A 20,618-nucleotide genomic window follows, 5' to 3' on the forward strand; every position below is an offset into this window, starting at 1 on the left:
GAAACCCTGCCGTTCAGCCCCGATGTTTAACGTCAGGAGGGCTTATATGCAGGACGTGCTTCTAGTCGAAAAGCTGGATACCGATGCCGAATTGGATCGGTTGGCCAAGTATTACAGAACCGCCGGAGGTCCCGGCGTTAAACTGTTGAACAGTTTGGGGGGGTCGGCGGAATCGCTACTGGAACAACTTCCTGTATCTGTGCGGGAGGGGCTGACAGGGGCCACAGAGCAGGCGCTTTGGCTAGCGATGCACGCAGCCGAGGGTTCGCGTCGCGCCGTTCCGGATCAAAAACCATGGGTGAACACGGCTGTCGCAACGGCGATGGGGGCGGCCGGTGGCATGGGTGGCGTGTCGACTGCCCTGATGGAATTGCCTGCAACAACGGCCATGCTATTGCGTGCCATTCAGGGTGCGGCGTTCCGCGAAGGATTCGATCCGTCCGAGGAAGGCGTCAAATTTGATTGCGTTCGGGTCCTGTCTGCAGCCGGACCACTGTCTTTTGACGATGGCGCAGATCTGGGCTTCTTTTCGGTCCGCCTGACGTTGACTGGCCCAGCGATGCAAAAGCTAATTTCAGCGGTAGCGCCGCGTCTGTCCATTGTACTGGGCCAGAAGCTGGCGGCGCAATCGATACCAGTTCTGGGTGCGATCGCAGGTGGTGGTACGAACTACGTCTACACCCGGTACTATCAGCAGGTGGCCCGAGTTCACTTTGGGCTGCGGCGACTGGCAATCGATGCCGATATCCCGCATGAAGATCTGGTTCGGAAGCTGGCTGCCCGCGTTTGAAACCGGCCTAAATGCTTGGAAGAAACCGCACCATATGGTATTCTGACCCCAGCCGGCCGCTAAATGTATAAAAACCTCAAAGGTCGGCGATTGAGGATGAAAGCAGTTTGAAAGGTGGTGAGGCGTGATCGGTGCGAGGCAACCGACGTGTCTGCGGGGAAGCGAACAGCACCTGCGGCTTAAGCATCAATCGGCAGCCCTGTGCTATCGCATCAAACACGGAAAGCTCAGGGTTTTGCTGATAACAACGCGCAAATCCAAGCGCTGGATCATACCGAAGGGCTGGCTGATCGAGGATATGACACCGTCGCAAACCGCCAGACGAGAAGCTTGGGAAGAGGCTGGGGTTAAAGGCAATTGCGCAAACAATCCGATGGGTCGTTTCTCATATTTGAAACCCCGCTCCAGTACGAACCCCGTATTGTGTCTGGTGGATGTCTTTCCCCTCTGTGTTACGTCGATTGCGACTGAATTTCCTGAACAGGCCCAACGAAAGCGAAAGTGGGTTTCGCCTAAAAAAGCGGCCTCTCTGGTGAAATCGCGGGAACTGTCCCTTTTGTTACGCCGTCTTGGCCCGATTCTACACTGACTCGCCTTGCGAAGGGCTTGATCTTGCCATGTCTGTCGGTATCTATTTGCCTACCGGAAAATGGACGGACCATGATTCAATATTCGCTGAAATGCAGCCGCGACCATACATTTGACAGTTGGTTTCAATCGGCCGCCGCTTACGACAAACTCGCCTCCGCAGGTATGGTGAGCTGCGTTGTGTGTGGTGACGCGCAAGTAGATAAGGCTATCATGACCCCTCGCGTTCGTCCGGCTCGCAATGCTCAGACAACTGAACCACAAAGCAAACAGGTGGATGTCGCGACCCAGTCGCCAGATATCGAGAAGGTGCTGGCCGATCTGCGCCGCAAGGTCGAGGAAAACTCGGACTATGTCGGTAAGGATTTTGCCAAAGAAGCGCGTAAGATCCATTTGGGCGATGCGCCCGAACGCGCGATTTATGGCGAAGCCAAGCCCGATGAAGCCAAAGCGCTGATCGAAGACGGCGTGCCGGTTTCGCCGCTTCCATTTCTTCCCACCCGTAAAACGAACTGACCCATGCATATCGTTATCACCGGGGCTAATCGCGGAATTGGGCAAGCTCTGGCAGATCGTTATCGCGCCCAGGGCCAGGACGTTACCGGAACCGCACGGGATTCCAGTGCGCAGCTTGTACTGGATGTGACTGATCCGAAACAGCAGGCCGCCATGGCACAAGGGCTTACGGGTCGTCCGGTTGATCTGTTGATCTGCAACGCCGGGGTCTATTTGGACAAAGGCCACGGCATAGACGGCTATCCGGCCGACATGTGGGCGCAGAGTTTTGCGACCAACGTCACGGGCGTGTTTTTAACCGTGCAGGCGCTTTTGCCCAATCTTCAGGTAGCGCAAGGCAAAGTTGTGATCCTGTCGTCGCAGATGGCGTCGCACACACGCGCGCCCGGTGGCAGCTATATCTATCGCGCGTCCAAGGCGGCGGCCCTGAATCTGGGGCGCAATCTGGCGACGGATCTGCGCGCGGATGGCGTCGCCGTGGGTATCTATCATCCGGGTTGGGTACAGACGGATATGGGGGGCATTCAGGCTGCGATCACTGTTGATCAGGCTGCCGACGGGCTGCTTGACCGCTTTGGGGCATTGTCACTTGCCACAACCGGGTGTTTTGAAACCTGGGACGGTCAGCCGCACGCTTATTGACGTTTCAAAGCTGCCGTGGGGATTTCGTAAACTTCATCCGGATCGATGAAGACCACCGTCAAGTCTCCCCGCGTTTCATGGCTGATCCGGGCAGGTGAGCTGCTGGAGGTCGGTACGCCATCGGTGAAATAGATGCTGCGTACTTCGGCGCCGCCCAGTCCCACTGCCAGGGTCGTGGTCCCGTCGTCATGGTGTCGCAGCTCGGCGTGGCAGTTGCTTAGCGCTGCACCGGCCTTGGCACAGGGCACCGTGCCCAAAGCATTCTTGCCGTCGGTTGCAGCCAGCGTAGAGACCTGCGCAACGGCGGATGAAGACAAAAGGGCGAGGGTTGCGGCAACGCGGAACATGGATAACCTCTGGGAATAATTTCGGGATGCAGGCTGACAGCCTCTGTGTCGGTTGTAAAGCGGTCAGATGCGGCCATCCGACCGGTTTTGAACTCTTGCCCTAGCGGCCCCCCTCGCATAAGACGCACGAGACCAGAAATCCAAGGCGCGGAGACACTTGCCCCCATGCCCTTACTCGTGATGAAATTTGGCGGCACTTCGGTTGCCAACCTTGACCGTATCCGCCGCGCAGCCAAGCGCATCGGCGTCGAAGTGGCGAAGGGCTATGACGTGATCGTCATCGTCTCGGCCATGTCCGGCAAGACAAACGAGCTTGTGGGCTGGGTCGATGAAACATCACCGTTGTACGATGCGCGGGAATATGATGCCGTCGTGTCCTCGGGTGAGAATATTACCGCTGGCCTGATGGCGTTGACGTTGCAGGAAATGGATGTCCCGGCCCGGAGCTGGCAGGGCTGGCAGGTTCCGCTGATGACCACCAGCGCCCACAGCCAGGCCCGGATCGAAGAAATTCCGACCGATAACCTGAACCAGAAGTTTGGCGAGGGCATGAAGGTTGCCGTCGTCGCCGGGTTTCAGGGCATCAGCCCAGAAGGCCGTATCACGACCTTGGGCCGGGGTGGGTCAGACACCACCGCCGTCGCGTTTGCCGCCGCCTTCGGTGCCGAGCGGTGCGACATCTACACGGACGTTGATGGTGTCTATACCACGGACCCGCGCATCTGCGAGAAGGCACGCAAGCTGGACCGCATTTCGTTCGAGGAAATGCTGGAATTGGCCTCGCTGGGGGCAAAGGTGCTGCAGACCCGCTCAGTCGAATTGGCGATGCGCTACAAGGTAAAACTGCGCGTTCTTTCAAGCTTTGAGGAACAATCCGACGAGGCCGGTACGCTGGTCTGCGATGAGGAGGATATCATGGAATCCAATGTTGTGGCCGGTGTGGCCTATTCCCGCGACGAAGCCAAGATGACTGTTGTCTCGGTGGCTGACCGCCCGGGCATCGCGTCGATCATCTTTACCGCGCTCAGCGACGCGGGCGTGAATGTCGATATGATCGTGCAGAACATCTCGGACGAAGGGCGCACGGACATGACCTTTTCCTGCCCCACCGATCAGGTGGCCCGCGCCGAACAGGCCTTGCTGGCAATCAAGGACGCGGGCGAGCTGAACTACGCCGAACTGGTCGCGGATCAGGATGTCTGCAAGGTCTCGGTTGTGGGGATCGGTATGCGCTCGCAGTCGGGCGTGGCGGCCAAGATGTTCAAGATACTCTCGGATGAGGGGATCAACATCAAGGTCATTACAACCTCTGAGATAAAAATTTCCGTCCTCGTCGACAGGAAATACATGGAACTTGCTGTTCAGGCACTGCATGATGCCTTTGAATTGGACAAGGCGGCCTGAGCATTTCAGCTAAAGGTCTCGCCTGATTCCGTAATTTGGGTGGGATATGGCGGAAGGCACCGAAACTGAATCCCGCAAGCTGCTGGGGCGGCTGCGCGAAGAGATGGCGAGCGAAGCCGCCGGTCAGGAACGCCTTGACCGGATCACGCATCTTATTGCCGACAGTATTCGAGCCGAGGTGTGCTCGGTCTACCTGTTCCGGGATGCCGACACCCTTGAGCTTTGCGCGACTGAAGGGTTGTCGCCAGAGGCGGTTCACAAAACACGTATGCGGTTGGGTGAAGGCCTTGTGGGTCATGTCGCGCAATCCGGCAAGGTCGTGAATACTGCAGACGCGCCTTCGACCAAAGGGTTTCGGTACATGCCAGAAACCGGCGAAGAGAGGTTCTCGTCCTTCATCGGGGTGCCGATCCAGCGTTTGGGTGAAAAGCTGGGCGTACTGGTCGTGCAATCCCGTGAAGCGCGCGTGTATTCTGCTGACGAGGTCTATGCGTTGGAAGTGGTCGCCATGGTTCTGGCCGAGATGACCGAGCTTGGTGCCTTTGTGGGCGAGGGCGCAGCGCTTTCACCCCGGCACCAGCAATCGGTGCAATTTGAGGGGGGACCGGCACAGGAAGGATCTGCCGAAGGGCATGTCTGGTTGCATGAACCCCGTGTTGTCGTCACCAACCCGATTGCTGACGATCCCCACCGCGAACGTGAACGTCTGAACGAGGCCGTGGATGAGCTGCGCGTGGGCGTCGACAAGATGCTTGAGATTTCGCAGGGCGGTGACAAGGAACAATTGCAGGTTCTGGAAGCCTATCGGATGTTTGCCAACTCGAAAGGTTGGATGCGTCGGATGGAAGAGGACATTGCCCTAGGCCTTAGCGCCGAAGCGGCAGTTGAGAAAGAGCAATCGCAGGCGCGGGCGCGCATGGGGCAGGTTACCGACCCCTATCTGCGGGAACGGCTGGCAGATCTGGATGACCTCAGCAACCGGCTGCTGCGCATTCTGACCGGGCAGGGGGGCACCAACGGGGCCGACCTGCCACCGGATCCGATCCTGGTTGCCCGAAATATCGGGCCTGGGGATCTGTTGGAATATGGTCGTTCGTTGAAAGGGATCGTTCTTGAGGAAGGCTCGGTCGGTAGCCACGCAACGATTGTGGCTCGCGCCCTGGCAATTCCACTGGTGGTTCACGTTGGGCACATCACGACCGAGGCGTTGAACGGAGATCATATTCTGGTCGATGGCGATCAGGGTATGGTCCAACTGCGTCCGGAAGATACAGTTGTCTCCGCGTTTCGCGATAAAATCGCAATGCAGGCCAAAGCGCAGGAACGCTATGCCTCGATCCGCGATACTCCGACAGTGACGCGCGATGGTGAACGGATCAATCTGGTTATGAACGCGGGCCTGATGGCGGATCTGCCGTCGCTGGGCAATTCTGGGGCCGAGGGTGTGGGCTTATTCCGCACCGAGCTTCAGTTCCTGATCCGCAATCAGATGCCCAAGCGGTCCGAGCTTGTGACACAATATCAGCGCGTCATGGATGCTGCTGGCGACATGCGCGTGGTGTTCCGCACACTGGATATCGGGTCGGACAAAGTTCTGCCCTACATGAAGCACGTCGAAGAGCCCAACCCGGCTTTGGGCTGGCGCGCTATTCGCGTTGGTCTGGACAAGCGCGGCGTTATGCGGATGCAGTTGCAGGCGTTGATGCGTGCGGCCAATGGGCGGCCTTTGACAATCATGTTCCCGTTTGTGGCGCAGGCCGAAGAATACCGGGAGGCACGTTGGGAAGTGAACAAGACCATCGAACGCGAAAAGCGCCTTGGTCATGTGCTGCCAGAATCGATCGAAGTTGGCGCAATGCTGGAAACGCCGTCTCTCGCCTTTGCCCCGCAGAAGTTCTTTGACGAGGTTGATTTCGTCTCGATCGGGGGCAACGACCTGAAACAGTTCTTTTTTGCCGCTGACCGCGAAAACGAGCTGGTTCGCCGACGCTATGACACGCTGAATGTCAGCTTCCTCTCCTTCATCGAACGGATTGTCGAGCGCTGCAATATCTCGAACACGCCGTTGTCTTTCTGTGGCGAGGATGCCGGGCGACCGGTTGAGGCGCTTTGTCTCGCAGCCATGGGTATTCGGACTTTATCCATGCGCCCGGCGTCGATTGGCCCGGTCAAAAGCGTGTTGTTGCGCGCTGACCTGCAGTCACTGCGTAAGATCATCGCTGACGCCCGCCATCGTGGAGATCAAACAGTTCGATCCTCGGTAATGGAGTGGTTAAGGAATCAGGGTTGATTTTCCAGTTGCGCTTCCCTATTCAGTGCCTGAATGTTAGCGATAACAATGCTTGCATCACAGGGACCAGTGATAACTGCGCCTGAGTGATGCCAGCAGATTTGAAGGAGCCCATAGATGGTTTCACGCGTAATCCCGGTAGACCCGTTTGATCTGGTGCTATTCGGCGCGACCGGCGATCTGGCGCAGCGCAAGATCTTGCCCGGGCTCTATCACCGGTTCGAAGTTGGCCAGATGCCCGAAGACGCAAAGATCATCGGCACGGCGCGGTCCGACATGGACAGCGACGGGTTCCGGGACCAAATACGCGCCTCGATGAAAGAATTTGCGCCTGCGTTCAAAAAGGACGTTCTGGATCAGTTTCTGAGCCATGTTGAATATGTTCCCGTTGACGCACTGGGAGACTCCGGCTGGAAAGACCTTGCCAATAGCTTGCGTCCTGACGTTGTACGCGCGTTTTATCTGTCAGTTGGCCCCAGCCTTTTCTCCGGTATCGCAAAAAGGCTCAGCGATCATGGCATGGCGACGCCCGACAGCCGTATCGTGGTCGAAAAACCCTTTGGCCACGACCTCGCCTCGGCCCAGGCGCTGAACTCCGGGCTGCGAGCCTGCTTTGAAGAACATCAGATATATCGGATCGACCACTATTTGGGAAAGGAAACGGTGCAGAACCTGATGGCGCTGCGCTTTGCCAATTCCCTGTTCGAACCTCTCTGGAACGCGACGCATGTCGATCATGTTCAGATTACAGTGGGAGAGACCGTTGGCGTCGAAGGGCGCGGAGCCTATTACGATCAGTCCGGTGCAATGCGGGACATGGTGCAGAACCATCTGGTTCAGCTCTTGTGCCTGACTGCGATGGAACCTCCGTCCAAATTTTCGCCCAACGCCGTGCGTGACGAGAAGGTCAAGGTGATCGAAGCGCTGGAGCCCGTTGCGCCGTCTGACATCGCACGCGGCCAGTATCGTTCGAGCAAAGTTGGCGACGGTTACTTGGATCATGTTGGCAACCCCGCGAGCCGCACCGAAAGCTACATCGCTCTTAAGGCCCATATCGGCAACTGGCGCTGGGCCAGTGTGCCGTTCTATTTGCGAACTGGAAAACGCCTGCGGGCTCGCGAATCCGAAATCGCGGTGTTTTTCCGGGATCCGCCGCATACGATCTTCCCCAATGTCGGCCCGCTGCACGGCAACGTGCTGGTGATCCGCCTGCAACCGGACGAAGGTATTACCCTGCGAACAACGATTAAAGAACCGGGGCAGGGCGGGTTCCGCCTGTCAGATGTTGCACTGGACATGAGTTTTGCCGAGGCGCTTGGGGATGAGGCGCAATCGCCAGATGCATATGAACGTCTGGTTATGGATGTCATTCGCGGCGATCAAACCCTGTTCATGCGCGGCGACGAAGCCGAAGCCGCCTGGGCCTGGGTTGATCCCATTATTCACAGTTGGGAAGAGCGTGGAGATCGCCCCGCGAAATATGATCAGGGCAGTTCCGGCCCAGAAGAAGCGCTGATGCTGATGCATCGCGATGGGCGCCGCTGGCGTCAGATCGGAGGGTAATCATGGTACATTCAGCCATCACTGACGTCACTCAACGCATTATCGACCGCAGCGCCGAACTGCGCGGCCCGCATATTGAGCGTATGGAACATGCCCGATCCAAGGGACCGGCGCGCGCGCATTTGTCTTGCAGCGGTCAAGCCCATGCCTATGCCGGTGCGGGTGAGGACCAGCAAGCTATGGCCACTGATACGGCCGGTAATCTGGGCATCGTCACCGCCTATAACGACATGCTTTCTGCCCACCAGCCGTTTGAGCGATATCCCGGCCTGATCCGCGATGCGATCCGAGCCGCAGGTGGCACTGCACAAGTTGCGGGTGGCGTGCCAGCCATGTGTGACGGTGTCACCCAAGGCGAGGCGGGGATGGAGTTGTCTCTGTTTTCGCGTGACGTCATTGCCCTGGCGACCGGAGTGGCGCTGAGCCATAACACCTACGATGCGGCCGTTTTCCTGGGCGTCTGTGACAAGATCGTACCCGGTTTGATTATCGGCGCACAGGCGTTCGGCCACCTGCCCGCTGTGTTCCTGCCAGCCGGACCGATGACCAGCGGTCTGCCCAACGATGAAAAAGCCAAGATTCGCCAGAAATTTGCCGCAGGAGAGATCGGCCGTGACGAGCTTATGGCCGCTGAAATGGCCGCGTATCACGGACCGGGCACTTGTACTTTTTATGGCACCGCGAACACCAATCAGATGCTGATGGAATTTATGGGCCTGCACCTGCCAGGCTCCAGCTTTGTGAATCCCAATACGCCTCTGCGGGATGCGCTGACCGAGGAAGGCGCGCGCCGAGCCCTGTCGCTGAGTGCGCTGCGCAACCACTATACACCATTCTATCAGGTACTGGATGAGCGGGCGTTTGTGAACGGCATCGTGGGTCTGATGGCCACGGGTGGGTCGACCAACCTGCTGATCCATTTGATCGCAATGGCGCGCGCAGGTGGTATCGTACTGGATTGGCAGGATTTTTCTGACATTTCCGCCGTGGTGCCTCTGGTTGCGCGGGTTTATCCGAACGGTCTGGCAGACGTGAACCACTTCCACGCAGCGGGTGGTCTTGGGTACTGCATTGGAACGCTACTGGAAGACGGGCTGCTGCACCCTGACACTCTGACCGTCGCGGGGCAGGGTCTGCAGAATTATACCAAAGAACCGAAGCTGAAGAACGGTGAGCTGGTTTGGGAAGACGGGGCTGGCCACAGCCTGAACGAAAAAATCGTCCGCCCGGCGAAAGATCCGTTCCAACCCACTGGTGGGTTGTCGCGCCTGACTGGCAATTTGGGCACCGGCGTGATGAAGGTTTCGGCCGTCGCCCCGGAACATCAGGTTGTCGAAGCGCCTGTACGCGTGTTCCATGATCAGGAGGAAGCAAAAGCCGCGTTCAAGGCCGGAGAGTTCACCGGCGACGTCATCGTTGTTGTCCGGTTCCAGGGACCCAAAGCAAATGGCATGCCCGAGCTTCACTCGCTGACACCGATCCTGTCGATCTTGCAGGGCCGTGGGCAAAAGGTGGCGCTTGTAACCGATGGTCGTATGTCCGGCGCGTCCGGCAAAGTCCCTGCGGCGATCCATGTCTGCCCCGAGGCGCTGGATGGCGGGCCGATCGCTTACCTGCAGGATGGCGACATCTTGCGCGTCGATGCGGTGAAGGGTGAGTTGGAGATTCTGACCCCCGGGGTTCTGGACCGTGCCCCTGCCACTGCTGATCTTTCGGCCAACCAACACGGCGTGGGGCGTGACCTTTTCGCTACCTTCCGCCAAAATGTCGGATCAGCAGACACCGGCGCCAGTATTTTCGGAGTTTGACCCATGTCCAAAACCCAACGCACGCGTGAAATCTGCGCACTTGCGCCCATTGTTCCTGTCCTTGTCGTCGATAACGCGGCTCAGGCGCGCTCTTTGGCCGAGGCGCTTGTCGCAGGTGGCCTCCCCGCGCTTGAGGTTACTCTGCGCACACCCGCCGCGTTGGACGCGATCCGCGCGATGGCGGATGTGCCGGGCGGCGTCGTCGGCGCAGGAACTTTGGTGACGCCCGAAGATGTGCGCGCCGCGAAAGAGGCAGGCGCGCAATTCGGGGTCTCGCCCGGTGCCACCGACATTCTGATCGCGGCCTGCGAGGCCGAAGGCCTGCCCTTGTTGCCCGGCGCCGCCACAGCCAGTGAGGCGATGCGTCTGTTGGAAAAGGGCTATGACATGCTCAAGTTCTTCCCGGCCGAAGCATCGGGTGGTGCACCGGCGTTGAAGGCGATCGGCGCGCCGTTGCCGCAAATCAAGTTTTGCCCGACCGGTGGTGTGTCGCCCGAAAATGCAAAGGATTACCTGTCCTTGTCCAATGTGGTTTGCGCGGGCGGAAGCTGGGTTGCGCCGAAAAAGATGGTCATTGATGGGGATTGGGCCGGTATCGAAAACCTTGCGCGCGCGGCCTCCAAGCTGATGGATTGACGCCGCTTAAAGCTGCGCTAGGGTGGGCATCAATTCATACAGGTTGATCCCATGAAAAACTCCATTTCCCTGGCGCAAGGGCGCGAATATCTGGCGATTCCAGGACCTTCGGTCATTCCAGACGCGGTGTTGCAAGCCATGCACCGCCCGTCACCGAATATCTACGAAGGCGAGCTGATCGAGATGATGCCGTCGCTGACCCGCGATCTGTGTCGCATGGCGCGGACCGAGCATAATGTTGCTATCTATATCTCTAACGGCCACGGCACGTGGGAAGCCGCGCTGTCCAACGTCATCGCACCCGGTGAAACGGTTCTAGCCCCCGCATCTGGCCGATTTACCCATGGCTGGGCCGAGATGGCCGAGGGTATCGACGCCAACGTTCAATTGATCGACTTCGGCTCGTCCTCGGCCTGGGATTTTGACCGTATTGCCGAGGCATTGCGTGACGACAAAGCCCACATGATCAAGGCGGTACTGGCCGTTCATGTGGACACCTCAAGCTCAATCCGGAACGACATTCCAGCACTACGTGCCTTGTTGGACGATTTGGGGCACCCGGCGCTTTTGATGGCGGATTGCATTGCCTCGATGGGGTGTGACCGGTTCGAAATGGATGCCTGGGGCGTCGATGTTACTGTCACGGCTTGTCAGAAGGGGCTGATGACACCCGCTGGCACCGGCTTTGTCTTTTTCAATGACAAGGCACAGGCCAAACGGGCCGCTATGCCACGTGTTTCGCAGTATTGGGACTGGCAGCCACGATCCAACCCCGAGCTGTTCTATCAGTATTTCAACGGCACCGCGCCGACCCATCACCTCTACGGTTTGCGCGCGGCCTTAGACATGATCCATGCCGAGGGGATGGAACAGGTTTGGGCGCGTCACGAGAGGCTAGCCACGGCCATCTGGGAAGCATGTGAAACCTGGGCGCAAGGTGACGCGTTGCATCTGAATGTTGCGGAGCGTCAACATCGCAGCCATGCTGTCACCGCCTTGCGACTGACCGAGGGACGCGGCACACCATTACGCAAGTTTTCTGAAAACCAACTGGGCTTGACCCTTGGCATTGGTCTGGGGATGGACGACTGGGAAGGATGCTTCCGCCTTGGCCATATGGGTCACATCAACGGCCAGATGGTTATGGCAACTTTGGGCGGTGTAGAAACAGCCATGGCCGCGCTGGATATCCCTCGCGGTAAAGGCGCGTTAGAGGCTGCAGCTGCGGTGCTTGCGTCGAAGACCTAACGCCGTGCCTCTGCAAGCGCTTTTGGCAACGCTGCGGCAAAGGCATCCAAATCGGCCGCTTCACCGCAGCTTACGCGGATGCACCGATTTTGCGGCGCGGCAAAGGGCATTCGCACGAATATGCCCTGCGCGACCAGCGAGTCCAAAACAGCCTTTGCAAAGGTCCCATCCTGCCCGCAATCAATGGCGACGAAATTGGTTGCCGAAGGAAGGGGCTCCAACCCGTTCTTGCGGGCAATCTGGCTGATCCGATCACGCGCTTCGGTAATCTTGGTCTGAACATGATTTAGCCACTCGGCATCCTTCAGTGCGGCCAGCGCACCGGCCTGCGCGGCTCGGTTCATTCCGAAATGGTTGCGCACCTTGTTGAAGGCCGAAATCAGGCCGGGGGCGCCGATGGCATAGCCAACCCGCGCGCCCGCCATGCCATATACCTTGGAGAAAGTCCGCATCCGGATCACCCGCGGATCATCTGCTGCCACAGCGGCGGCGGTGCCTGCAGGCGCACATTCCACATAGGCCTCGTCCAATACAAGCAAGCACCCATCAGGCAGATCGTTTAGCGTTGCCACGATATCCGCTCCGGAATGCCAGCTACCCATCGGGTTGTCAGGATTGGCCAGATAAACCAGCTTGGCATCCACATCACCCGCCTTGGCAAACAGGGCAGCAGGGTCTTCGTGGTCGTCGCGATACGGCACTTTGTGGAGCATTCCGCCGAACCCAGCCACATGGTAGTTGAAAGTCGGGTATGCCCCGTCTGAGGTGACGACCGCGTCTCCGGATCCGACCAGTAGCCGCACCAGGTAACCCAACAGCCCGTCAATGCCTTCGCCAACCACGATGTTTTCCGACCCGACTCCATGGTGATCCGCCAATGCGGCGCGCAGATCGTGGTTTTCCGGATCGCCATACATCCAGATCCCCGTTTCTGCCATTGCCGCTATGGCGTGCGGAGAGGGTCCAAACACGCTTTCATTTGCGCCCAGCCGCGCCACAAATGGCGCGCCACGCAGGCGTTCCTGCGTTTCGGGGCCAACAAAAGGCACGGTTGCAGGCAGGGATTGGGCAAGCGGGGTATAGCGTGGCTCTGTCATGGGGGCAGATAAACGTAAGGTCATACGACAGGCAAGCTTGCGTTGCAGGATGCTGCTCCGCATTGTTCACGTAACGATTAAAGGGAGGAGCGCGCATGCGCATTGTTTTGGGCTTGTTGATTGTCGGTCTTGCCTATCTGGTTTTCTGGCCGGTCCCGGTTGAACCGGTGGCATGGACCCCGCCCGAAGCACCGGGTTTTACTGGTGACTTTGCGGAGAACAATGCGTTGGACCAGCTGGAGCTGATCTCGTTGCCTGACGGCGAGAAAGGCCCCGAAGACATTGCCATCATGCCCGACGGCTTCGTCTATACGACCAGCTTGTCCGGGGCTCTGTACCGAATAGACGACGAGGACCCGGTGAAAGTTGACGACCTCGGCGGTCGGCCCTTGGGGCTGACGGTCGGTCCGGATGGGGTGCTTTACATCGCCGACAGCTTCCGAGGCATCATGCGATGGACCGGCCCCGGTACGCTGCAGCCAGTGGTGTCCGAGATAAACGGCGCGCCGGTGATCTATGCAAATCAATTGGACGTGGCGCAGGATGGGACGATCTATTTTTCAAACTCGTCCGATCGGTTCGATCCCGAAACGATGGGCGGGACCAAACCGACCTCGGTACTGACCATCTGGGAGCAATCGGACACAGGTTACGTTGCCCGCCACGCGCCCGATGGCACGACCGAGAAACTGGCCGAAGGCTTTGTCTATACGAACGGCGTCGCGTTGTCGCCGGGTGAGGATTTTCTGCTGATCGCTGAAACCGGGCGCGCCCGGGTGCACAAGCTTTGGCTGACCGGCCCGAAGGCCGGGCAGCAAGAGGTCCTGATGGACAATCTGCCCGGTTATCCGGACAACATCGAGGCACAGGGCGATGGCACGTATTGGATGGCCTTTGCCAGCCCGCGCGTGCCAAGCGAGGCACTGATGCCATACCCGTTCTTGCGCAAGGTGATCTGGCGACTGGGGCCGACGGTGCGGCCTGCGCCGATCCATCGCGGGATGATGGTGCAGTTTGACGGCGACGGGAACATCCTGCAGACCTTGCAAGACCCCGGGGGTCGGTTGGGCATCACCACGGGTGGCAAGGTGGCTGGGGGACATTTCTACGTCATGACATTGGATTCGCCCTGGTTCGGGCGCATGCCTGCGTCAAATCTGCACTAACGTTGAGGTGGAACTGCCCGATCCATCGGGGCATTGTACCCCTAACCGGAATTGAGAGGCCTGAGATGTCACGTGTATCCGTCGAATACAAAAACCACATCGCGCACGTAACTCTGACGCGCGGCGACAAGATGAATGCGCTGGATGATGCGATGATAAAGGCCGTCATTTCTGCGGGGCAGGAGGTCGCTGCCTCGGATGCCCGTGCGGTGGTGCTGTCGGGTGAAGGCAAAAGCTTTTGCGCGGGTCTGGACATGGCCAGCTTTGCGAGCATGGCGCAAACGGACCCGACCGAATGGTTGATGACCCGCAGCCACAACGACGCCAATGAAGTGCAGGAAGTTGCCTTGGTTTGGCAACGCGTGCCCGTTCCCGTCATTTGTGCCATTCAGGGTGTTGCTTATGGCGGCGGTTTGCAACTTGCGCTGGGCGCTGACATCCGGATAGCACACCCCGAGTCTAAACTCGCCGTGATGGAGATAAAGTGGGGTCTGATCCCCGACATGGGCGGGATGGTTCTGCTGCCCAAGCTGGTCCGGTCGGACGTCTTACGCCTGTTGACCTATTCGGCCCGCCCCATCGGTGCCGCGCAGGCGGCGGACTGGGGGCTGGTCACCAAACTGTCGGACGACCCACTGACCGAGGCATTGGCCTTGGCCGAAGACATCGCGGGCCAAAGCCCTTCGGCCATCCGCGCGGCCAAGCGCCTGATCGAGGTTGCGGAAGCCAAACCTCGCACAGAGGTGCTGCTGGAGGAGTCATCAGAGCAGGCGGAACTGATCGGCAAGCCTGACCAGATGGAGGTCATTGCGGCGAATTCGCAAGGTCGCAAGCCAGAGTTCAAATGATCTCGGCACCTGTCACACGATTGATCCTGGACGCCAAGGATATCGACAAGATGGTGCATTTCTATGAGACGCATTTTGGCTATGTAGCGCGCCGACTCAAAGGGGACCGGATTGTAGAGCTTGTGCCTGACGGTGACGGGCTGCGCCTGTTGTTGCATCCGGCCAGCAAGGCCGCCCGTCAGGGGCAAGCGGCGGTCAAAATCGTTTTTGATGTCGCGGACGTTGCCGGGTTTTGCAGACAAGCCGCGCAGCACGGGCTGAAATTTGGTTCGATCCACACGGCGGACGGCTACAGTTTCGCGAATGCCAAGGATCCGTCGGGAAACTCGATTTCCGTGTCAAGCAGGGCATTTGCGCCCGATAATTAACGCATAAAAGCCCATCGTGCATCACGGGCCATATTGTATCGCATCTCAAGCTCGGCGATCTTAGCCATAATCACCTTACGCTCGTCAGCATCGGACTGCGACGCATAGGTTTAGCGAGCGGCATCTAGTTCTTTCTTGATGCTGAACTCTTCGGGTAGAACGCCCGCTTGCGCCATGATCCGATGACCGGCGGCGACGGCCGGATCGGTCTGAGCCTCGGACGAACGGTCAGGCAGCGGCTGGCCTTCGCCTTCCAGCCCCTCTAGCTGACCTTCGGCTTGCGCCTTTTTGATCTGGCGTTCGACCAGTTTTCCGAGCGATCCAAACATAGGTTCGTAGTACCCGACCAGCACAGCGGGGGAAAGCTGTCATCTGGATCGGTTGGTAACCAGATAGGCGATACCACCTGCGGCCAAACCCCAGACTGCAGCGCCCAGGCCGAAGACGGTGATTCCTGATGCGGTTATGGCGAATGTCAGAATCGCCGCTTCGCGTTCGGCGGGAACCTCTAATGCAGCAAAGGTCGCATTTGCCATCACACCAATCAGGGCAATGCCGGTCAGTGTACCCATGAGCAATGGGTCCGCGTGGGCCGCGAACCCGGTGATTGCCACGGCAAAGACGCCAAATACGCAGTAAAATAGGCCTGCCATAACCGCTGACCAGTAACGCTGGTTCGGGTCCGGGTAGCTGTCTTCGTTTGAACACATCGCAGCGGTAATCGCGGCAAGGCACGTGGCCGGAGCGCCAAAGGGGGCAGACAGAATACTGGCTCCTCCGACGGCAGAGAACAGCTTTCCAGCAATTGGCGTATACCCAAAGCTGCGCATGACGGCGATGCCGGGTATGTTTTGCGTAGCCATGGTGACGATGAACAGGGGGATACCGATCCCGATCGCCGATGCGATCGAGAATGTCGGAATGGTCCAGACGGGGGCGGCGACCAGATGCTCGGGTCGGACCGAACCGTCACCGGCGTTCAATACAACGACGATTGCCGCAGCGACCACTGCGGCAGGAACCGCAATCAGACGATTGATCCGCCCGGCGATAAACCACGTCAAAATGATCGGCAGCGCTTGCCAGGGCAGCTCAACTGCCGCCTTGAACGGAATGATGCACAAGGGCAGCAAAACCCCGCCCAGCATGGCCTGTGCAAGTGTTGTCGGGATAGCGGCCGCAAGCCGTCCAAGCGGGCGCCACATTCCGGCAACAACAGTCAGAGCTCCGGCGCAAAGAAATGCACCAACTGCATCAGAAAACCCGACCAATGGGGTCGCCGAAACCGCCAGCAGGGCGGCACCAGGTGTTGACCATGCCACGCTGATCGGCTGCCGGTACCAAAGGCTGACCACAATCGCCGTCACCCCCATTGCAACCGCGGCCATCATCAAACCAGAGGCCGCCTCAGCCTCCGAGGCGCCCATTGCAATAAGGCCCTGCAGCACAATCGGGAAAGAGCTGAAAAACCCAACGACCGCCACCACAAGCCCGGTCGAAATTGTCTGCACAGGAGGGAAAGGGCGCGCCATGACTTCCTCGGAGTTGTCTGCAGAGATTGCTAACAATCGCAAGCGGATAGAAACAAGGTGAAATGCGTCACCGCACAAAAAAACCCGCCGGGTGAGCGGCGGGTGTTAGATTTTGAGTATTTGCGAAAAGACGAGGATCAGGCGATTTCGGCCAAACGGGCGAGGGCCTCGTTCAGTTTCGCCTCTTCTTCTTCGCGGGCGGCAAGGTTGGCTTTGGCTTCCGCGACGACCTCTTCCGGGGCCGAGGCCACGAATTTGGGGTTGTTCAGACGTCCGCGCAGACCGCCCAATTCCTTGGCCAGCTTGCCCTTGGCTTTCTCCAACCGTTCCTTTTCCGCTCCGATATCGATGATATCCGCCAGCGGCAGGCCGAAAGATGCGCCGGGGGCGGCAATCGAGATCGTACCTTTAGGCAGCTCATCCGCTTTGGTCAGGCTGTCGATCCGCGCCAGACGTTTAATCAGCGCCTCGTTGCGGTCCCACGCGGCTTGGCCATTGGCGTCGATCTCGGTCACCAGCATCGGCACATAGAGGCCGGCTGGAACCCGCATCTGTGCACGGGCCGAGCGGGTGTTTTCGATCACCGAAATCACCCAGTTCATCTCAAGATCAGCATCGGCATCGATCAGATCAGCGGCGGCGTAGGTTGGCCAGTCGGCGTGGACGACCATTTTGGCGCGGTCGCCGGTCAAGCCCCACAGCTCTTCGGTGATGAACGGCATGATCGGGTGCAGCAGGACCATGCATTGGTCCAGAACCCAACGCATCGTGGCGCGGGTTTCGGCCTGAGCCTCGGCATCGTGCCCTTGCAGCAGTGGCTTGGACAGCTCCACGTACCAGTCGCAAACCTTACCCCAGACAAAGGCATAAAGCCCGTTGGCCGCGTCGTTGAAGCGATAGCTTTCCAGCGCCGCGTCGACCTCTTCCCGCACACGTGCGGTTTCGCCGATGATCCAGCGGTTCACCGCAGCTTTGGGCTTCAGGTCAGCCACATCCAGTTGAGGGACGGCGTCGGTAAAGACCTCGTTCATTTCGGCAAAGCGAACGGCGTTCCACAGTTTGGTACCGAAGTTGCGGTAACCGGTGATGCGTTCACGGGACAGCTTCAGCACGCCGCCAATTGCCGCCATCGAAGCGTTGGTAAAGCGCAGCGCGTCGGCGCCGAATTCGTCCACGATTTCCAGCGGGTCGATGACGTTGCCGGTGGTCTTGGACATCTTCTTGCCCTTCTCGTCGCGAACGAGCTGGTGCAGGTAGACGGTATGGAACGGTATCTCGTTTACCACGGCCAGTTGCATCATCATCATCCGGGCGACCCAGAAAAACAGGATATCTGCGCCGGTGATGAGCACATCAGTTGGGAAATAGCGCTCCATCTCTTCGGTCTGTTCGGGCCATCCCAGCGTGCCGATCGGCCATAGGCCGGAGGAGAACCAGGTGTCGAGGACGTCGGGGTCGCGCCAGACCGGATAGATCAGTTTGGTTGGGTCTTGTTCGACCGCATACTGAGCGAGACTTTCAGCAAACCGATGGATCGCCTCATATTTGTCTGCAACTTCCACAACTGTTGCGTGGCTCAGCGGGCTGGGAATGTTGGCGTTGTCGTCCAGGAACTTCTCGGTGACTGCATCCAAGCTGGTTGCGCATTCCATGACATTGCCACGGTGCAGCATGCCACCTTCATTCAGCAACCGGCCCAGTTCAACCAGATCCAGGTCACCATCATCTTCGTCATCGATGAAGTCTTCTGCGGACAGGTCGAGACCATACCAAACCGGTATCTGGTGCCCCCACCACAACTGGCGCGAGATGCACCAGGGCTCGATGTTTTCCAGCCAGTGGTAATAGGTCTTCTCGCCCGACTCAGGGATGATCTTGACCGTTCCGTCCTTCACCGCATCCAGCGCGGGGCCGACGATCTTTTCGGCATCCACGAACCACTGATCGGTGAACATTGGCTCGATCACAACTTTCGAGCGGTCGCCGAAGGGCTGCATGATCGGTTTGCTCTCGACCAGCGGCACCAGTGCAGCCGGGTCGTCATCTTCGCCCAGCTTGGTGCCCAGAACTGGATCATCCGCACGGGTCATCACGGCCAGACCGTCGGCGTTAATCTCTTCCACCACTTTCGCGCGCGCCTCAAACCGGTCGAGACCGCGCAGGTGATCGGGGACAAGGTTGATCGCGTCGATCTCGTTCTCGGTAAACTGACGCCCGCGTGCGTATTCCTGCGCCTTGCCCGCCTCTTCGGCGTAGGGCGCGCCATCGGCCCGCATCGCGCCTTTGGTATCCATCAGGCGGTACATCGGAATGCCGCCGCGCTTGGCGACCAGGTTGTCGTTAAAGTCATGCGCGCCTGTGATCTTCACCGCACCCGAGCCGAAATCGGGATCGGGGTATTCATCGGTGATGATCGGGATTTGACGGCGGTGCTCTTTCGGGCCAACCGGAATTTCGCAGAGTTTCCCAACGATTGGCGCATACCGTTCATCCGACGAATGAACCGCAACCGCGCCGTCACCCAGCATGGTTTCGGGGCGGGTCGTGGCAATCGAAATGTAATCGCGTTCTTCTTCGAAAACGACGTTCCCGTCCTCATCCTTCTCGATATAGGTGTAGGTTTCGCCGCCCGCCAGCGGGTATTTGAAGTTCCACATGTGGCCGGCGACTTCGATATTCTCGACTTCCAGATCCGAGATCGCGGTCTCGAAATGCGGGTCCCAGTTGACCAGCCGCTTGCCGCGATAGATCAGGCCCTTTTCATACATGTCGACGAAGACCTTGATGACCGCGTCGTGGAAGTTGGCCGAGTTTTCATGCCCGGTGCGCGGATCGCGTGGTGCGCCCGCCATGGTGAAGGCGTTGCGCGACCAGTCACAGGAGGAGCCAAGACGTTTCAGCTGCTCGATGATCGTGCCGCCGTATTCGCCCTTCCATTCCCAGACCTTGTCCAGAAAAGCCTCGCGTCCCAGCTCGTTTCGGCTGGGCTGTTGGGTGGCGGCCAGCATCTTTTCGACCTGCATCTGGGTGGCGATACCGGCATGGTCCTGACCGGGCTGCCAAAGCGTGTCGAAGCCGCGCATCCGGTGCCAGCGGATCAGGATATCCTGCAAGGTGTTGTTGAACGCGTGGCCCACATGCAATGCGCCCGTCACGTTGGGAGGCGGGATCATGATGGTAAAGCTTTCGTCGCGCGATCTGTTCGCGCCTGCCTTGAAGGCCCCGGCCTGTTCCCAGGCCTCATAAATGCGGGCCTCAGCCTCGGCCGCGTTGAATGTCTTTTCCATCGCCATTGGATGCGTCCTGCGTCAACAAATTCGGGTCAGCGCCTGCAATAGCGAATGCGTAAGGGAAGGGGAAGGGTTGTATGCTATTCGGCTTGGGCAAAGCGCGCGCGAAAATAGTCCTGAACACGCTGGTAGGCCGGTTGATGAAAATCCAGAGTCAGCAATGAGTGGTCGTTACCGCCAATTCCACCGTCTCAAGATGATCACCGAAAGCATCCTTCAGGACGCCCATATGCCGCTCTGACGCAAGTTTGTCATCGGCGTAGCGCATGACGAGGCCGGGGCCGTTCCATACCATGCCCGCGCGGGCGTCGGCACCGACATACACGTCGCGGGTGGCTTCGCCGCCGCTGGTCAGCAGGGCGGTGAACGGAAATACGCTGCCATGTGCCCATGTGATGATCTGTAGGTTAACCAAAAAATGACTGGCAAGACACGAGGAAGCTGTCCGTTCGACTGGACATCGCCTTGGGCTGGGCTACGGTCGC

Annotated in this window: 18 protein-coding genes and 1 pseudogene; 13 read left to right on the forward strand and 6 right to left on the reverse strand. The window is 58.9% G+C overall.

Annotation, left to right across the window (positions count from 1 at the left end):
• The first annotated feature begins 46 nt into the window (after positions 1 to 46).
• From RUA4292_RS07070 to RUA4292_RS07085, 4 genes are all read left to right on the forward strand, one after another.
• Positions 47 to 790, forward strand: a complete 744-nt coding sequence (locus tag RUA4292_RS07070) for an EcsC family protein (RefSeq protein WP_058272251.1) — start codon at positions 47 to 49, stop codon at positions 788 to 790.
• A 124-nt stretch (positions 791 to 914) separates the two neighbouring features.
• The gene (locus tag RUA4292_RS07075; RefSeq protein WP_058276958.1) at positions 915 to 1,379 is read left to right on the forward strand and encodes an NUDIX hydrolase; all 465 of its coding nucleotides are present in this window, start codon (positions 915 to 917) and stop codon (positions 1,377 to 1,379) included.
• 71 nt (positions 1,380 to 1,450) lie between these two features.
• On the forward strand, positions 1,451 to 1,894 hold the full coding sequence (locus RUA4292_RS07080; protein ID WP_058276959.1) for a DUF1178 family protein: 444 nt from the start codon (positions 1,451 to 1,453) through the stop codon (positions 1,892 to 1,894).
• Between the two features lie 3 nt (positions 1,895 to 1,897).
• Entirely contained in the window at positions 1,898 to 2,536 is a 639-nt protein-coding gene (locus RUA4292_RS07085) for an SDR family NAD(P)-dependent oxidoreductase (RefSeq protein ID WP_058276960.1), read from the forward strand.
• On the opposite strand, the gene RUA4292_RS07090 is transcribed toward RUA4292_RS07085, so the two are convergent.
• On the reverse strand, positions 2,530 to 2,883 hold the full coding sequence (locus RUA4292_RS07090) for a hypothetical protein (RefSeq protein WP_058276961.1): 354 nt from the start codon (positions 2,881 to 2,883) through the stop codon (positions 2,530 to 2,532). The genes RUA4292_RS07085 and RUA4292_RS07090 overlap by 7 nt on opposite strands.
• Before the next feature lie 165 nt (positions 2,884 to 3,048).
• Here RUA4292_RS07090 and RUA4292_RS07095 point away from each other — a divergent pair, with 165 nt between their 5' ends.
• The 6 genes from RUA4292_RS07095 (at position 3,049) to RUA4292_RS07120 (ending at position 11,832) form a co-directional block, all read left to right on the forward strand.
• A complete protein-coding gene (locus tag RUA4292_RS07095; RefSeq protein ID WP_058272246.1) occupies positions 3,049 to 4,287 on the forward strand; it encodes an aspartate kinase in 1,239 nt (412 codons plus the stop codon).
• Between the two features lie 46 nt (positions 4,288 to 4,333).
• A complete protein-coding gene (gene ptsP, locus RUA4292_RS07100) occupies positions 4,334 to 6,577 on the forward strand; it encodes a phosphoenolpyruvate--protein phosphotransferase (RefSeq protein WP_058276962.1) in 2,244 nt (747 codons plus the stop codon).
• A 117-nt stretch (positions 6,578 to 6,694) separates the two neighbouring features.
• Positions 6,695 to 8,140: a glucose-6-phosphate dehydrogenase gene (gene zwf / locus RUA4292_RS07105; protein WP_058276963.1), complete on the forward strand. Its 1,446-nt coding sequence runs from the start codon at positions 6,695 to 6,697 to the stop codon at positions 8,138 to 8,140.
• Between the two features lie 2 nt (positions 8,141 to 8,142).
• A complete protein-coding gene (gene edd / locus RUA4292_RS07110; RefSeq protein ID WP_233493377.1) occupies positions 8,143 to 9,948 on the forward strand; it encodes a phosphogluconate dehydratase in 1,806 nt (601 codons plus the stop codon).
• 3 nt (positions 9,949 to 9,951) lie between these two features.
• On the forward strand, positions 9,952 to 10,584 hold the full coding sequence (gene eda, locus RUA4292_RS07115) for a bifunctional 4-hydroxy-2-oxoglutarate aldolase/2-dehydro-3-deoxy-phosphogluconate aldolase (RefSeq protein WP_058276965.1): 633 nt from the start codon (positions 9,952 to 9,954) through the stop codon (positions 10,582 to 10,584).
• 51 nt (positions 10,585 to 10,635) lie between these two features.
• Complete coding sequence (locus RUA4292_RS07120; RefSeq protein WP_058276966.1) at positions 10,636 to 11,832, forward strand: pyridoxal-phosphate-dependent aminotransferase family protein; 1,197 nt, start codon at positions 10,636 to 10,638, stop codon at positions 11,830 to 11,832.
• Here the strand turns inward: RUA4292_RS07120 and RUA4292_RS07125 are convergent.
• Positions 11,829 to 12,929 (reverse strand): pyridoxal phosphate-dependent aminotransferase, encoded by a 1,101-nt coding sequence (locus tag RUA4292_RS07125; protein ID WP_058276967.1) that lies wholly within the window; start codon positions 12,927 to 12,929, stop codon positions 11,829 to 11,831. The two genes, RUA4292_RS07120 and RUA4292_RS07125, sit on opposite strands and share 4 nt — an antisense overlap.
• A gap of 95 nt (positions 12,930 to 13,024) precedes the next feature.
• Here RUA4292_RS07125 and RUA4292_RS07130 point away from each other — a divergent pair, with 95 nt between their 5' ends.
• From RUA4292_RS07130 to RUA4292_RS07140, 3 genes are all read left to right on the forward strand, one after another.
• Positions 13,025 to 14,095 (forward strand): SMP-30/gluconolactonase/LRE family protein, encoded by a 1,071-nt coding sequence (locus tag RUA4292_RS07130; protein ID WP_058276968.1) that lies wholly within the window; start codon positions 13,025 to 13,027, stop codon positions 14,093 to 14,095.
• Positions 14,096 to 14,160: 65 nt separating this feature from the next.
• The gene (locus tag RUA4292_RS07135) at positions 14,161 to 14,943 is read left to right on the forward strand and encodes a crotonase/enoyl-CoA hydratase family protein (RefSeq protein ID WP_058276969.1); all 783 of its coding nucleotides are present in this window, start codon (positions 14,161 to 14,163) and stop codon (positions 14,941 to 14,943) included.
• Positions 14,940 to 15,311: a VOC family protein gene (locus RUA4292_RS07140; protein ID WP_058276970.1), complete on the forward strand. Its 372-nt coding sequence runs from the start codon at positions 14,940 to 14,942 to the stop codon at positions 15,309 to 15,311. The genes RUA4292_RS07135 and RUA4292_RS07140 overlap by 4 nt, the downstream gene beginning before the upstream one ends.
• Here RUA4292_RS07140 and RUA4292_RS07145 read toward each other — a convergent pair.
• The 4 genes and pseudogenes from RUA4292_RS07145 to RUA4292_RS07160 all read right to left on the reverse strand — a co-directional run bounded on the left by RUA4292_RS07145 (position 15,308) and on the right by RUA4292_RS07160 (position 20,548).
• Positions 15,308 to 15,640: pseudogene (locus tag RUA4292_RS07145) on the reverse strand (DnaJ family domain-containing protein). The gene RUA4292_RS07140 and the pseudogene RUA4292_RS07145 sit on opposite strands and share 4 nt — an antisense overlap.
• Positions 15,641 to 15,679: 39 nt before the next feature.
• Positions 15,680 to 16,843, reverse strand: coding sequence for a benzoate/H(+) symporter BenE family transporter (locus RUA4292_RS07150; RefSeq protein WP_058276971.1), 1,164 nt, complete (start codon positions 16,841 to 16,843; stop codon positions 15,680 to 15,682).
• A gap of 137 nt (positions 16,844 to 16,980) precedes the next feature.
• Positions 16,981 to 20,136, reverse strand: coding sequence for a valine--tRNA ligase (locus RUA4292_RS07155; RefSeq protein ID WP_058276972.1), 3,156 nt, complete (start codon positions 20,134 to 20,136; stop codon positions 16,981 to 16,983).
• Positions 20,137 to 20,287: 151 nt separating this feature from the next.
• On the reverse strand, positions 20,288 to 20,548 hold the full coding sequence (locus tag RUA4292_RS07160; protein ID WP_058276973.1) for a hypothetical protein: 261 nt from the start codon (positions 20,546 to 20,548) through the stop codon (positions 20,288 to 20,290).
• Between the last annotated feature and the right edge of the window lie 70 nt (positions 20,549 to 20,618).

This window comes from Ruegeria atlantica, from assembly GCF_001458195.1.
Taxonomy (GTDB): Bacteria; Pseudomonadota; Alphaproteobacteria; order Rhodobacterales; family Rhodobacteraceae; genus Ruegeria; species Ruegeria atlantica.